Consider the following 15432-nt stretch of genomic DNA (forward strand, 5'->3'; position numbering starts at 1 on the left):
TTTCATTTTAATGTTGTATATTTGCGAAAAATCCATTTTATGAGCGAAATGATAGACACTTCCCGGATGAAGGGTGAGGACTTGTTTCGGTATTACACACTGTCAGATGCGGCAGACCGGGACTATGGCCAGACATTGCAGGCTGCCCATGTTGAGATTGGCGACACCCTTTTCCCCATGCTTGAACAGTGCGAGCGTGAGGGAAGGCGTATTCGTTTGAAATACGATAATCCTCTTTGGGAAGCCGGTGCCTTGGATTGTCCTTTTAAGGTTGTCATGGAGTAAGCCCTTCTATATATTTGACCATATCGTCATACAATTCCGGTAGATATTTCTTAAACACCCTGTTCCCGGCAAACGTGTTTTCAAAACAATGGGCTATAAATTCTTTTTCGCTCATTCCTGTAATCTTGAAATATTCTTTGCTATGCCCGAAACCGAACCGGCTGTTTAAAGACATGATGGTGTCCATTGTAGAACATATTTGTTCAATGACATCCTCTTGGCTTATTCCACGCCGTTTGAATGTTTCCGCGTCCATGCGGCGCACCTTTTCATAAAGTTGTCCCAGGCGTTTGTCCACATATTCAAAGCGGCTCATTGTTTTTTCTACCTTGACCGGTGCGAATGCCTGTTTCTCGCTGTTGTACCTGATATCCCAATAACTATATTTGCCACGTCTGCCCAGTTCCATCCGTCCCTTATCCATTACATCCTTCAATTCCTTGCTGGCATACATGTTTCTTTGTGCATCAATGGCATGGCCGAACTCATGGTATATGACACTCTCCCGATGCCAGTCGCTTGCCTTGTTGCGTTTGTTTTCGGCAATATGCACCATGCGGCGTTTGGGTTCCGGTACATCCACAATCTTCCTTCCTTCTCTTACCTTTGTTGTGTCCGGCATATAATAAGACCCGGAACCGTTGATGTCTATCTGGAACCGTATGTCTTTTCCCGGTGTATCATCTATAAGGTTGAAGAAGTCCTTCTTGAACCGTATTTTCTTGCCTTTCAGATAATCCTGCTCCGGCAATAATGCCTCAGGCATTTTCTTTGAAAATTCCTCTTCTTCCACTTTCCCCATTAGCTTTCTGACAGCCTTTTTTGCTCCGTCGTAGGCATTCTTTATATAGGGGTGTGTCTTTCCGAATATGGAGCCGGTTTTGCCCGGATTCCCGTCCAACCCGTCTGATGGGTTGTCTTTTTTGCTGCCATCCGGCAGCTTGTTTTTGGGTGTAGCCCGTTTTCCGGTGTTCCGTAGTCCGCATTTGCAGTTCCAACGATCACCAGGCCTATGGTTGTCCCAAAAAGTGTCATTGACAGGCCGCACGATACCCCAGAACCTCCGGTGGTCTTCGCCGGGTGTCACGCTGGTTGATTCAATCCATTCCAAATTGGGTAAAATATCAATTTCCCTTTCAAACTGTTTCCAGTCGGCTGCCTGATGTGCCCGGATAATGGCTGTATCATATTCCGTCCGCAACCATTGGTACACCTGGTGGTCTGCTATGGGCATCACTTCTTTTGCCCACTGTTCAAACGGTTTTAGATTGCCGTTAGAATCCAGCAGGAATGCCGCCATGTCGTTCTGCATCCGGTGTACCTTGAAGGCGGAAAATACGGCGTTGTTATACCGCAGTTCCTGATAGAAATCGTAATCGGGATCGTGAGCCTGCCGTGTTCCGAATCCTTTGTCGGTAGCGATGTTCAGTTTTTCCCATACAGCGTTGAACATACCTTCCTCTATTTCGTCCATCGGATGGAAGTCTTTGCTGTAAATGTGTTTGAGAAATGCTTTTAAAACTTCGTCGTCGAAAGTGAAATCAGAAGAAACATCCGTGGCCGCATCTCGGTAAAGAGTGTTCATCACCATTCTAAAGCCCCGTCGTTCTCCTTCGGGGCGTGGCCGAAAAAACCGCTCAGCCAGTTTGCAAATTTCCTTTTTTGTCCGGGTGAAGGTTCCGTCTGTTTATTCGGATCGTCTTTCGGTTCGTCTTCCAGTTCTTCTTTTGCCGGGGTAGGTTCCTGCCGCGCTTCCGTTCTTCTTTTCTCGGCTTCCGCTTTAAGCTCCTTGTAATTTTTCGGTTTTTCAATTCCGAATTCTTCATATAGGTAATCATCTGAAACCGGCAGGTCAAATGATGTCTTTAGTTGGCTTAGTATATTCATTTTAGCAGCCTTGTCAATATCCTTAGGTTCCGGGAAACAGAACTCGCCACCAACGGTATTGATACCCATCGAAAGGAATATGTCCGTCATATTGTAATTAAGGACATCCAATATATACCGCTGGTCTGCCTGTGTGACCTTGTCTTCCACTTTCTTATGTACGGTTCCAAGAGCCTGTGTGCCTTTGTCGGAAGATTCCGTAGTCAGTGTATTGCCCAGGAATAGTTTTGATATTTCATTGTTGCACCGTTCACACAATCTTTCGTATAAGTCCGCCGTTCCGGTCTTGTTGCCGGATTCTTTCAATTGCAGTTCCGTATCTTTGGCATGAATGAACACCGCCAGACTTCCGGCGTTTGTCGCATCGTCAATGGCTCTTTGCCGTGCATCATCATCGTCCGTTTCGTAGATATATTCCTGTATGGGCATACCGAACACTTCGGAGAACTGTGCCCAATCCGCAGTGGTATTTCTTTTGTAAATAACCCACGGTGCAGCCTTGGCCAACAATCCCAGATTATCCGCATCCCCGACGAACAGCAAGTCCGCGTATTCATCCCACGGGGTTCCAGTAATGTCGGTCTGATGGCGCAGGATGATTTTTCGTACCGGGTCTGCATGTTTGCGTGGAATCAGGTCGTAATCTATCCACTGTTTGTTCTTATAGAACTGCATAAGGGAGAATCCCCACCATTGTGCGGATAGAATATCTTCGACACACCGGCGGAACCACGGCGAGCGAATCTGTTCGTTTATTTCCTCATCCGGCTTACCATTCCTGCGGAACTCTATGTTTGTGGCCAAAACAGCCTTTATCCGTTTGTCAATCACGCTGTAAAGATGCGTGTCCATAAGTATGTCACTGTACAAGTCGTATAACTTATACCGGCGCGAGTAGTCCACATTCTCGGCTGCATGTATGGATGCCGTGAAGTCCGCTATATCAATCCCAAACCGTTTGGGCTGTGTGAGTACAATCGTCCGTGCCCCTTTTTGTCCCGGTCTGGGTATGTTGCCGCCGACCGTTATCCTGTTTTTCTTTTTTCTACTCATATTTAGAAATGATTTACACGTTTGCGGTTACTTTTTATTCGGAAATTTGCTTTTGTTTTCCGTTCTTCCTCCGGTAGAAGCGGTGCTCCTTCAATACTTATTTCTTCCGCTGCTACATCGGCGAGCCATTCTTTAGCCCGGTCGTACCTGTCTTTCCGTATGCCGGAAAGATTGCGCGGATTGTGTATGCAAAAGATGTGGTACACGGCTATATCTATGGCTATCATCAGGACAAGCTGGTTCCGGTTTTCGCCGGTAGCGTTGAAAATCTTGTTGCAGTCATAGCGTTTTGACAGGTAGCATCGCATTTCCGCTAAAGCCCGGTCTTCGCAAATTTCCACGAGGGTATCATCTTCCCTTACCAATGCGTCCAGTATTTCTTTATGGATACTCGCATCATAATCATTTAGTTCTATAAATTGGCTCATTGTCTGTATTTATTGTTTATGCGCAACGCTTTCCGGGAAATCTTCTTCGGCGGTTCCGTATCACGCAGTTTTCTGTCTAATATCCGGTTTCCCCCTTCCACGCAGTCAGGACCGTCGGCAGGGAATGTGAGTTGAAGGTTGAACAGTTTAAACTGGTCTTCCATGCGTTTCATGTGCGGGTTGTCCTTTTCCGCTTCGTTGAGTATCAGGTTTCCTTCCCGGTTCATGGGTTCAAGGTTCGCCTCAATACGTGTCGCCTTGTCGGTCTTCTTGTCTTCATCCCCACGTATGTAAAGTGAAATATTCCTTTCCCTTCTGACTTTTCTTACCAACGGCTGGAATACCTGCTGGAAAAACGGGTCTTGCAATTTGTTGTTTTCCATGTAGCAATACACGGAAGTGCGCCCCCCGACAAACTCCAGCAATTTTACGTACCAATCTATAAATTCAGCATTCAACCCTCTGTCAAGAAACGCCTTGATAACATACAGTCTGCTGTTTATTTTACCCAGCAGACATACGGTCTTTGTCGAACTTTTCTTTGTCTTGTTCTCTCCCGGTGCCGGGTCGCCGTATATAACAAGAAACTTGAATTTGGATAATGCCGGTACTTTCCCGTAGGCAATTTCCTTGAATACCTCACCTTCCGCAACCGGATTGTTGAAGAACTCCTTTTGTGCAGCCGATGCACTGACCAATGAGAGAAACAGGTCTATGTCTTCTTCCGAATTCTTCTCCAGCCATGTCGAATGACCGTTCTTATCCCGGATATTGATAATATCCACATGTCCGATACCTTTTACCTTCAGTTCCTCAGCTTTGGCGATGGCGCGTGTGATACAGCAGTCCGCTGCAATGATATTCCCGTTAAAGAGAATCCGGTAATTGCCTGATACGGACATGGTAGGTATCAATGCTTCTTCCAGCCATTTCCATTTGGCTTTAATGCGTTCCAAGTTGCGGCATTCTTCATCGGTGTCTATATCATCAATCAGGATAAAGTCCGGTCGGAAGTTCTTGTTACGGGTACCGCGTGGTGATTGTCCGGCACCGATAGCCCGGAAGGAACAACCACATTGGCATGTAAACTCCCCCGTTTCCCAAGAACCCGGCTTTTTCTGTGCGCCATAATCCTGAATGATGCGCTGGTTCTCTTCAAAATTGGCCATGAAAGGCAACAACAGGCGTTCCGCATTATCCGCAGAGTTGGAAATGAGCAGTACGTTCCGGATTTTCCGGGTTAAAGCCAGTTTGATTATTTCCATCATGGAACGGGCGGACTTAGCCAGCTCTCTTGACCATGCCCGTACTTCATACCACCGGTTATTCTGCATAATTCGTTTGGTGGCCTTCTTATGGAAGACTGCCGGTTCGCAAGTGTAGTATTGGGCAAAGTAGTATTTGAACCACGCATCGTCATCTGCTTCCAGCCTTTTTTTACGGGTTTCAATATCGGCTACCGAATCCGAGGTGTTGATGTCTGAACTTTCCTTGATGGATGCCACCAGTTCGTTCCACTGCTCCAGTGCAAGTCTGTCTTTTGGTGTGAGCTTCTTCTTTGCCATTTCAAGTGAGTTTTGATTTTACAAAAGCGTCCAATACCGGACAGATGGCCTTTGCCTGCTGAATGTCAAACGAACGCAGCCATTTCATGAAATCCCCGAATACGGATGTTATGTCTGCTACCCCGACGTCTGTTTCCATTTTCTTGATGGCATTTGCCAGTTTGGAAATAGTGTCGGCTTCTGCCGGATTAGGGAACCTTTCGCTTGGCGGGCGGTCTGCGATGACGGCGTTCAGGTCTGCCAGGTGACGGTACATATTTTTTAATTGTTCTTCCCTTGTGATGGTAATGGACACTTTCAGATGTTCCCAGTTTTCAGAGTTTATCCATTTGTTAATGGTGACGCGCGACACCCCTACACGTTCGGCAATCTCCTGCTGTGTAAGATTCTCTTTGGTGAAGAGCAGTTTTGCCCATTCTTTCTTTTGAAGGTTGCTTAAATCTGCCATATTGATACCTTTTTTATTTGCAAAATTGCTCTAAAAAAGGAAGTTAGGAAAGTGGCCGCCGCATGATACAACTTTATAACGTTATGGTAACATTATAAGTCCGGTATGATAAAAACCGGATTTGCGTACCCCTTTAAATAGCTTCATTTTTGCACCGTAAAACGGGCGGAGAGCCTATCAAAACGAATAAATGATGAATAGATTTTTCAATATGATACCCGGCAATGATGCGTGTTGCATCCTGCTTTATGGAGACATCGGAGAGTATGAGGATGTACGTAGCGGTGATATTGCAAGGGAACTGATAGAGGCGGAAGCTGCATATAAGAAGATTGATGTCAGGATTAACAGCAACGGTGGCGATGTATATGCAGGCATCGCCATCTTTAACGCCTTCCGGAACAGCAAGGCTGACATAACTATTTATGTGGACGGGATAGCGGCCAGTATGGCGTCTGTCATAGCCTTATGCGGCAAGCCGGTCAAAATGAGCAAATATGCCCGTCTCATGCTGCATAGTGTTTCCGGCGGTTGCTACGGAAACAAAACGGAGCTTCGCAGGTGTCTGGAAGAAGTGGAGGCTTTGGAAAATACCCTGTGTCAGATGTATGCCCCTAAATTGGGTATCAGTGAGGAAGAAATCAGGGCGCGCTACTTTGATGATACCGACCATTGGTTGAAAGCTGATGAAGCACTTGCATTGGGTTTTATTGACGGTATCTATGATGCGGAACCGGTACCGGAGGACAGTACCCCGGAACAAATCTACAGGACATTCAATAACCGGCTGAAGCAACAGCCACAAAATCATAATCAAATGAATTTAGAAGAAGTGAAGAAACGTCCGCGCTTCAAGGATTGCGCGACGGATGCGGATGTTTTCCGCATTATGGATCAGTTGGAAGCGGAGGCCGGTAAGGTTCCTTCCCTGACAACGGAGGTGGAAGACCTTAGAAAGAAAAACAAGGTTTTTGAAGACAAGGCAAAGGAAGATGACGAAGCCGCCAAAAAGAAACTGCTGGATGATGCGGAAGGTGATGGCCGTATCAATGCCGAAACTCGCGCCATCTACAAGAATCTGCTGGATAGTGACCGCGAAAACGGTGAGAAGGCTTTGAAGAACCTGAAACCAAAAAAGAGAGTGACAACGGATTTGCATATTGCTCCCGGTGGAAGTGAAAGTCCGTGGGACAAGCGTATGAATGAAATCCGGGATAATTACAACCGTAAATAACCAGTATCAATATGGCAATAGTAGTAAAAAATACCAATTACAACGGCGAGGTACTTGAAAAGATTCTGACCGTCGCCTCTACCGGCAATGAGTTTGTTGATAAAGGGCTGATTTATGTCATTCCCGGTGTGGAAAAGAAAATGAGCCTGCCACGTATCAAAAGTGGTAAAATGCTCCAGAAGCGTAAAGAAAACCCTCAAATTGAAGATTCCAAAGGAAATTTCAACTATTCGGAAAAGTCTCTGGATCCTGTGGACTTCATGGCTTTTACAGTGTTCAATCCCCGTGCTTTTGAGCACATCTGGCGTAAGTGGCAACCTAAAGGAAACCTTGTGTTTGCGGAACTTCCCCCCGAAGCCCAGAATGTCTTGTTGGAAGAACTGACCAAACAGGTAAAATTCGAGTTGGGCGATCATTATATCAATGGCGAGTTCGGTAACGATGATGACCATTTGATGAATGGTATTCTGACGCAGGCGGCGAAGGATTCCGAGGTGATTGTTGTTTCTTCCGATGAGACAACCATGATTGGCAAATTGAAGGCCGTGCGCAGAATGATTCCGAAACCTATGCGTAATAACCCCAATCTGCGTATCATAATGAGCGTGGACGACTTCGATAAGTATGATGATGAACTGACAGAACGTGAGGCGAAAAATGCCAGCGAAACGGATGTGAATAGCAAACGTTACAAGGGAATCACCATTGAGACACTGGCGGCATGGCCGGATGATTTGATTGTAGTCAGCCTTTGTTCTCCGGATGCGAACGGCAATTTCTTCGCCGCCGTCAATTTGCAGGATGACGAAGATGTCATTCAGATTGATAAAATAGCCAATGCCAGCGAACTGTACTTCTTTAAACTTCTGATGAAAGCCGATACTAATATTGCTTTCGGTGAAGAGTTTGTGGTACTTGACACCCGTAAGACCCCGGTGTTTAAATCAGCGGAGAGAACTATTTCGGTGGATGATAGTACGGTGACTATTGCGCCGGAAGGTGGTACGGAAGAAGTGGCTGTAACGGCCAGCGGTGAGTATAGCATAAGCGTGTCTCCGGCAGGTTTTACTGTCAAAGGTACCGATGACGGTATCAGTATTACTGCGGAGGCTAATACTACCGGGAAAGCGAAAACTGGTATTATTACTCTGACACTTGATGCCGACAAGAGCAAAAAGGTGGATATTACCGTAATACAGAGCATTCCGGAGGAATAATGGCAGCATTGAAATATCTCGTAATTCATTGCACGGCCACTCCGGAAGGGCGTGAGGTAAGCGGTGCGGAGATTCGCGCCTGGCATACCAATCCGGTCACTAAGGGCGGTCGTGGTTGGAAGCAGGTCGGATATACTGACTTGTTTCATCTGAACGGTGGAATAGAACGCTTGGTGGACAATAACGAGGATGCGAATGTAGACCCGTGGGAAGTGACTAACGGGGTGGCCGGTTACAATTCCGTGAGCCGCCATGTAGTCTATGCCGGTGGTGTTGCCAGTGACGGCAAAACTCCGAAAGACACCCGTACAGCTTGTCAGGTAAAAGCATTGGAGAAGTACGTGAAGGACTTCCACCGGCGTTTTCCCAACGTGAAAATTGTCGGGCATAATGAACTGGCGGCCAAGGCCTGCCCCAGTTTCGATGTACAGAAATGGCTTAAACAAATAGGTATAACTCAATAAATTAACAACATGAAACGATTTCTTTTCTTTTTTGTGCTGATGCTTGGATTTGCATCAGCCACTTTTGCCCAAACGGTTACAGTACCGGAAGTAGACTATAACAGTATGATCGCCACTTTCGCCGGTTTTGTCGGCGGTGTAGTATTGCTTATTGAAGGTATCAAAACCCTGTTCCCGAAAATGGAAGGACTGACAACGCAAATAGTCAGTTGGTGTGTCGGTATTGTGGCGGCTGTGTTATTGTGGTGGCTGGATGTAGGATTTGTTTCCGGGATGACATGGTATATGGCTTTGCTTTACGGTTTAGGTTCTTCTTTAGTGGCAAATGGCGTGGCGGACACCGGGCTGATTCAGTGGCTTCTTGGACTGTTTGCGGATAAGGACGGTTCGAAAGGGTAAGTGATAAAAGGATGAGCCACGATGGATACCATAATGACAGTTCTTCAATGGCTTGTTCCTGTTTTGGGTACTGCTATCGTCTGGCTCACCAACCGCACATTGCGGAATACCCGGACAGTCAAGGAGGTACACGATACCTACAAGACCATGTATGAAGACCAGCAAAAAACTCTAATTGAATTGCGAAATGAAAACGGAAATCTTTACAAGAAATTTGTCAGGCTTGAACAGATTGTGGCGCGTGCTTCCGTGTGCCGTTATTGGCCTGTTTGCCCTATGCGTGCAGAGCTGCAGAACACACGGGCATATAACTACGGCAAGCCGGACAGAAGACCTTCGGGACAGCCTACTATCCGAAATCCGGGTGTTGAAGCCGATAGGGATTCCGGAGTCGAGGGTGAGCCTAACAATCCCGACGGCAAGCCTCCTTAACCTTCCGCCTTCCGCTTCCTATACACAAAAAAGCGGACAGGCGAATGTAAAGGTGGAGCATGACAAGGATACAATACGCATTTACGCGAGTTGCGACAGCCTGCAAATGCTTTGCGAGTATTATGAGCGTGAACTTGTGCGCATTCGGGGGCAGACCATGACGGATGAGAAGCATACGGAACAGTATTCTGTGAGTATTCAAACGGCGTTCAAATATATCTTATCCGGTTTTATAGCCGGAGTATTCATAACAATAATCATATATAATAAAAGGAAAAATGGATAATGTACAAGATTTTTTATACGGTCTTGCCTTGATGGAAGTAGGCGATACAGACATCGGTTTTATAGAAGAGGATTCTTTTGATTTGGGTGGTCAGGCCGGTGAGGCAACGGAAGTCAAGGCTTCACAAATACCGGGTGCGCCGGTTCTTCTTATTCCGAAATCAAACGGAACCATCAAGCCTACTTTTGACCTGATTCATCTGATTTATGAAAATCTGGTAAGGGTGATGGGTGGTAAGGTTATAAAGACCGGAGAAAAGGCTACCGGTTGGGAAGCCCCAAACAAGTTGACGCAGGTATCGGATAAAGTTGTGATTTACACATTCAGTGGGCACAAGATAACTATTCCAAAGGGTACCATAACCGCTTATCTGGGTGATAAGCTGACTTTGAGCGGGGTAGCCAAAATCAAGACTACCATAACACCGCTTGCGGTAGATACCAAGACGGCTCCCTATAAAATTGAGAACATGACGGAAGATGATTTTGCGAAGCTGGAGGGGCAGGCTGCTTCTGTGGCGGCTTCGGTGTCCGCCGGTGAGGATTTGCCTGTAGCGGGAACTGACGAACCAACCCCGACAGAAGATGAATAAACAGGATGTGGAACCCCAAGTGGCGGAAGCCCTGCTGGACGTAGGCGTTTCCATTCCTTTTTGGCGTTTCCGTCTTCCTTTCAGAAAAAAGCCGGTGCAATTGCGTATGACGATGAAACGACCCAAACTGGGAACTCAGCTTCGTATTGCCCGGCTTTACTTGAAAATAGGGGTCACCTATGAGAAGATGCGTGACTTTACTAAAGAGGAACAGATGAGCTTCATGGTTGAACATGGCCATGATGTCTGCCGGATGATTGCGCTTACCATTTGTCGGGGCAGATATTCCGGTCTGCTTTTATCTCCTTTGGTGTCATGGATATTGCTTTGGTGGGTGGATGATGTTTATCTGCAAGCCGCCTGTACCCGTTTTGTTTCCCTTTTGGGAACCAAGTCTTTCGAGAATATTATCAGATCAGCGGAGAAGACGAATCCGACAGTCCCGCTGAATCAGAGCCAACAAAAGAAGGGGAGTTAACGAGTCGTTATGAAGGTTCCCATAGCCTCTTCGGGTTTATCTGGCAAATAGCGTCTGCCACCGGATGGAGCGTTAATTATATCCTTTGGGGTATAAACTTGCAGACTTTGCAGATGATGTTACATGATGCACCACATTATGTAAGCACCGGAAGAAAACCGGGGCAAGAAGACAGTAAACCTATAAATAAGAAACAGAAGAAAAACAAACCGTCTGCGGCTACCGGTAAAAGAAAAAGCCGTATAACCGAATTATTCCAATCACGTTTAAAATAAATGAAACCGGTAGAAATCGAATTTTTGATGCGTGACAGGTTGTCCGGCGGTCTTGACAATGCACGGTTAAAAGCCAACCTGTTGGATTCGACGCTTAAACGTGTCGGACTGACCGTTGGTGCGGTTTTTACCGTTGACAAGGCCATAGAGTTCGGTAAGGTCATGATGGATGTACGTGGCCAGATTGACAGTTTCCAAATATCCTTTGATACTCTTTTGGGCGGTAAAAGCAAGGCAAGTGCTTTCTTCACGGAAATTAAAGATTTTGCCGTAGAAACTCCTTTAATGTTGGATGACCTGTCCAAAGGTGCCCAGATGATGTTAGGTTTTGGTGTGGATTCGGAACGTGTAATCCCAATCTTAAAGCAAATCGGTGATATTACAATGGGAGATGCCGAACGTTTTAATTCCATGACATTGGCTTTCTCTCAAATGTATGCCACCGGCAAGTTACAAGGGCAGGATTTGCTCCAGATGATAAATGCCGGTTTCAATCCTTTGCTGACCATTTCAGAGCGTACCGGCAAGTCTGTGGCACAGTTGAAGGATGAAATGTCAGAGGGTGCCGTTTCCGCCGAAATGGTTGCACAGGCTTTTGCCGATGCGACGGCAGAAGGCGGTAAGTTTCATGGTATGCTGGAGAAACAGAGCGAAGGCGTTCGCGGCATGAAATCCAATTATGAAGGAGCGGTGGATGATATGTTAAACGGGCTTGGAACCAAGTTTCAGGATGTATATGTAGATGGTCTTCAGATGGCAACAGCCATTGTCAAGAACTACGATGAAGTAGGGAAAGCCCTTGTAACCTGTATCAGCATTTACGGTTCCTACAAGGCGGCTGTCATGGCCGTTCACGTTGCTGAGAAATTGCGTTACCAATCCACGTTGGTGCAAATGGCCGGCATGACCAAGATGCAGGCTGTTACGGATATATTGAAGGCGAAGACCGCAGCTTTGAATAAAACCATGTTGGCCAATCCTTATGTATTGGTAACAATGGCTGTTGTCGGTTTGATTGCCGCCACTGTTGCTTATTCTAAAAGTTGTACCGTCCTGGAAGATGAATTAGGCCGGGTGAATAATCGGGAGAAAGAGCAGGCGGATTTATTGAATCAGCGCAAGGGCAAAATAGAAGAGTTGATTTCAGCCATTCAGGATGAGAATCGGACGGAGGCGGAAAAACTGGAGAAGCTGAACGAACTGAAAACCCTTATGCCTTCTGTGTTTAACCAATATAAGACGGAGAAAGAACTGGTTGAACACCTGACGGATGTGCGTAGGGATTACAACAAAGAGTTGCGTGAAGAGAAAACATTGAAAGGTATTAAGAATTTGGAAGATGACCGTAAGCGGCTTTCCGAGTTGAAACGGTATAAAGAACTGTTTGACAAGAGTACTGACCACGGTTATAATAGCCTTTCAACCGATGAAAAAGCTGAATATGCAGGCTTGGCCAAGAAATACCGTTCGGAAGTTAATTCCAGCAAAGGAACTTTTCAGTTGTTTACGACCGGGTTGTCCGAAATGATAAAAGCTGCGGAAGGCACCATATCCCAAGACATCGAAAAAGTGAGAGCTGATGCACAAACCCAGTGGGAAGCTTCTGTTAACGGTATGAATGCAGATGCCGCATTGGCTATGTCACAAAGCTATTCGAATCTTCTGAAACTGGCTAAAGATACAGGCAAGAAATGGGCGCAAATACAGGGAGAAGCGATGCCTGTCAGCACGGAAGCCCTTGAAAAACGTATTCAGACACTTAACGTCCGTATAAAAACTATTCAAGAAAATGCTTCCAAAGATTTCTTGAACGATGCGAAGGTTGCATGGGGAAAGGCACAGGCCGAAGTGACGTCAATCATAGCCGGTCGTAACGACCGTATCAAATACCCGGATGAAGCCGCCTATAAATCTGCGTTAGAAAAAGCCCGACAGAAAGAGGAATCGGCCAAAAAGAAGTATGAGAATTTGGGCGGTGAAACGAAAACCGTCAAGGGTACTTCAGCGGTGGAAACCGCCAACCGCTTAAAAGTGGAGAAAGACACCCGTGAGAGACAGATAAGAGAATATACGCAAAGTCTGGCCAGACAGGAACGGCAGAGCGAGTTTGAAATTCGTGAAGCCCGTATTTCCGCAATGGATGAAGGTGTGGAGAAAGAAAAAGCCGCCATAAATTTACATTATGATAAGCTAATCGAAGAAAACCATCGACGTGAACAGCAATGGGTGAAAGAGTTGCAGGATAAAACTCAACTTGAATTTGAAACCGCCCATCCGGATTATAAGAAAAAGGGACTTACTTCTCCGGTGGTTACGGTTGATGACCTTTCTGAAAGCCAGAAAAAACAGTTGAAAGATTATGAAGATGCCGCAATTTTGTATAAAAAGAGTTCGGAAGACAAACTGTTGAAAGAACTGTTAGGGAAATACCGTAGTTATGAACAACAACGTGCGGCTATAAATAAACAGTTTGATGCCCAGCGTAAGATTGTGGAGAATGGAATCGGAGCGGACGGCCAGCCCTTGGGTGAAGATATTAAGAATACTGCTTTAACCGAATTGGAAAAGCGGCGCAAGGAGGCTCTCAAGCAAGTTAATGATACCGAAATGGAGGAAATGCAGAAAAATTCCACTTTTCTTATTGCCTTGTTTGAGGATGCTTCCAATAAGTCCGTATCGGAAATAAATAAGATAACCGCTTCCACAAGGGAATTGCTGGCTTATCTGTCCACTACACCATCGGAGGATATAACTCCAAAATTCGGTTTTACGGCAGAGCAGTTAAAAACCTTGAAGTCTTCACCGAAAGATTTGAAAGCCATTCAGCAGGCGGTAGAGGAATTGTATTCAGTAGGAGTAAAGAAAAATCCTTTTTCCACTTTGATAAACGATTTAAAGGCATTGTTTAAAACGGGAGATGACAAGGAAACCACTACCAAGAAGCTTGCCAAAATTGGTGAATCAGCATCGGAAACGGCTGATTTGATAGGTAATCTCGCCGGGAACTTGTCTGATATGTTTGAAGAAATGGGAAACACCGGTGCTGCGGATGCCATGAGTGGCATACAGGATGCCATGAGTGCCATTTCCAATATCGGACAGGGTTTTGCCAAAGGGGGAATAGTCGGTGGTATTGCTTCGGCTGTTGGTGAAGCAGCCAATTTTATAGGGAAAGCCTTTGCTGCGGAAGCCCGTCACCAGGCGGCATTAAAGGCTGTAATGAATGAAAAAATAGCCCAGCAACGAACGTATAACCTCTTATTGTTGGAACAGAATCTGGCGTATGAGAAAGCGTCCACGATATTCGGTGTCGATCAGTACGGCAAAGCAGCCAATGCGGTAAGGGTGATGAAGGAAGCCTATAAACAGCTACAGAAAGAATTGGAAGGTAGTGCATCCCAACAGAATGCCTTTGCATACAAAAGTACCGGTAATGCCTTTTTTGACCGGGCGTTTAACCGGAACTACAATGTTCAGAAGGATGTTTATTCGGGTTTGGCCGATATAGAGGTTAAGACGGGGCATAAAAAAACCGGTCTTTTCGGTTGGGGAAAGGGAAAGGATATTTATTCCTCCATACTTGACGTGTATCCTCAGCTGGTGGATGCGAACGGTAAATTCAATGCTTCTTTAGCCGAAACGATTGTAAGCACCCGTGAGATGTCAGAGGAAGATAAGGCAGCCCTGCAGAACATGATAGACCTTACCCGGCAGGCTGAGGAGGCATGGGAAGAAGTCCGCAGCTATTTTGAGGGGATTTTCGGCGATTTGGGTACGACTTTGAGCGATGCGCTTGTGGATGCTTTCCGTAACGGTACCGATGCAGCAGAAAATTTTGTGGATGCCGTTACAGGCATGTTGGAGGATTTAGCCGAACAGATGATTTATACGGTCACTCTGGCACCTTACATAGAACGGGCGCAGGATGAAATGCTGGGTGTGATGAAAAATGACGAACTGACCGATGAACAGAAATTCAGTAATTATGTGAGAATACTGGATAATATGACGGATAATATTCTGAACCAGCAGGGGTATTATAATTCTCTTTTGGAACAGTACAGGGATATGGCGGCTGATAAGGGCATCAATCTTTGGGAAAAGGACGGTGCCAGTCAAAGCGGTAAGGCCGGTGCCTATGAAGCCGCCTCACAGGAAAGCATTACCCGTTTGGAAGGTTTATATAGTTCCATGTTGGAGCATGAAATCAATATTGACGGGAATGTGGAGGAAATTTCCGAAGGCATGAATACGGCAATAGGGCATTTGAAGAAGATAGAGGAAAATACCGGTGAGAGTAAAAAGCATCTGGAAAATATAGACAAGGCGATTAGTGAAATGAAGTCGGACATAGCCACCATTAAAAGGGATGGTGTAAAAACGCGGTAA

The 15432-nt window shown here is 45.9% G+C and carries 15 protein-coding genes; 10 read left to right on the top strand and 5 right to left on the bottom strand.

The annotated features are described in order from the left end of the window. Window positions 1-39: 39 nt before the first annotated feature. A complete protein-coding gene (locus QZ323_RS02305; RefSeq protein ID WP_032597008.1) occupies window positions 40-285 on the top strand; it encodes a hypothetical protein in 246 nt (81 codons plus the stop codon). On the opposite strand, the gene QZ323_RS02310 is transcribed toward QZ323_RS02305, so the two are convergent. From QZ323_RS02310 to QZ323_RS02330, 5 genes are read right to left on the bottom strand one after another with little or no spacing between them, the layout of a single operon-like run. Further along, a complete protein-coding gene (locus QZ323_RS02310; RefSeq protein ID WP_050443417.1) occupies window positions 275-1876 on the bottom strand; it encodes a phage minor head protein in 1602 nt (533 codons plus the stop codon). The genes QZ323_RS02305 and QZ323_RS02310 overlap by 11 nt on opposite strands. Beyond that, the gene (locus QZ323_RS02315) at window positions 1870-3225 is read right to left on the bottom strand and encodes a DUF935 family protein (RefSeq protein ID WP_032597007.1); all 1356 of its coding nucleotides are present in this window, start codon (window positions 3223-3225) and stop codon (window positions 1870-1872) included. Before QZ323_RS02315 ends, QZ323_RS02310 begins: the two co-directional genes overlap by 7 nt. 2 nt (window positions 3226-3227) lie before the next feature. Then, a complete protein-coding gene (locus QZ323_RS02320; protein ID WP_032597006.1) occupies window positions 3228-3653 on the bottom strand; it encodes a phage protein Gp36 family protein in 426 nt (141 codons plus the stop codon). Then, window positions 3650-5218, bottom strand: coding sequence for a hypothetical protein (locus tag QZ323_RS02325; protein ID WP_032597005.1), 1569 nt, complete (start codon window positions 5216-5218; stop codon window positions 3650-3652). The genes QZ323_RS02320 and QZ323_RS02325 overlap by 4 nt, the downstream gene beginning before the upstream one ends. Window position 5219: 1 nt before the next feature. Next, a complete protein-coding gene (locus QZ323_RS02330; RefSeq protein ID WP_032597004.1) occupies window positions 5220-5666 on the bottom strand; it encodes a helix-turn-helix domain-containing protein in 447 nt (148 codons plus the stop codon). Between the two features lie 193 nt (window positions 5667-5859). Between QZ323_RS02330 and QZ323_RS02335 the strand changes: the two genes are divergently transcribed. The 9 genes from QZ323_RS02335 (at window position 5860) to QZ323_RS02370 (ending at window position 15432) form a co-directional block, all read left to right on the top strand. Further along, window positions 5860-6900, top strand: a complete 1041-nt coding sequence (locus QZ323_RS02335) for a head maturation protease, ClpP-related (RefSeq protein WP_032597030.1) — start codon at window positions 5860-5862, stop codon at window positions 6898-6900. An 11-nt stretch (window positions 6901-6911) separates the two neighbouring features. Next, window positions 6912-8117 carry a BACON domain-containing protein gene (locus tag QZ323_RS02340; protein ID WP_281513075.1) on the top strand — a complete coding sequence of 402 codons (1206 nt, stop codon included), beginning with the start codon at window positions 6912-6914 and terminating at the stop codon, window positions 8115-8117. Continuing rightward, window positions 8117-8581, top strand: coding sequence for an N-acetylmuramoyl-L-alanine amidase (locus tag QZ323_RS02345; RefSeq protein WP_032597002.1), 465 nt, complete (start codon window positions 8117-8119; stop codon window positions 8579-8581). The genes QZ323_RS02340 and QZ323_RS02345 overlap by 1 nt, the downstream gene beginning before the upstream one ends. A 9-nt stretch (window positions 8582-8590) precedes the next feature. Then, window positions 8591-8980, top strand: coding sequence for a hypothetical protein (locus tag QZ323_RS02350; protein WP_032597001.1), 390 nt, complete (start codon window positions 8591-8593; stop codon window positions 8978-8980). Between the two features lie 21 nt (window positions 8981-9001). Further along, window positions 9002-9412: a hypothetical protein gene (locus QZ323_RS02355; RefSeq protein ID WP_032597000.1), complete on the top strand. Its 411-nt coding sequence runs from the start codon at window positions 9002-9004 to the stop codon at window positions 9410-9412. 278 nt (window positions 9413-9690) lie between these two features. Next, window positions 9691-10290 (top strand): hypothetical protein, encoded by a 600-nt coding sequence (locus QZ323_RS02360; protein ID WP_155269185.1) that lies wholly within the window; start codon window positions 9691-9693, stop codon window positions 10288-10290. Beyond that, window positions 10283-10768 carry a hypothetical protein gene (locus tag QZ323_RS02365; protein WP_032596998.1) on the top strand — a complete coding sequence of 162 codons (486 nt, stop codon included), beginning with the start codon at window positions 10283-10285 and terminating at the stop codon, window positions 10766-10768. The genes QZ323_RS02360 and QZ323_RS02365 overlap by 8 nt, the downstream gene beginning before the upstream one ends. Before the next feature lie 38 nt (window positions 10769-10806). Beyond that, window positions 10807-11043, top strand: coding sequence for a hypothetical protein (locus tag QZ323_RS14430; protein WP_084824269.1), 237 nt, complete (start codon window positions 10807-10809; stop codon window positions 11041-11043). Beyond that, a complete protein-coding gene (locus QZ323_RS02370; RefSeq protein WP_051997796.1) occupies window positions 11044-15432 on the top strand; it encodes a tape measure protein in 4389 nt (1462 codons plus the stop codon). It begins immediately after the preceding gene.

Origin of the sequence: uncultured Bacteroides sp., from assembly GCF_910585845.1 — a bacterium.
Taxonomy (GTDB): domain Bacteria; phylum Bacteroidota; class Bacteroidia; order Bacteroidales; family Bacteroidaceae; genus Bacteroides.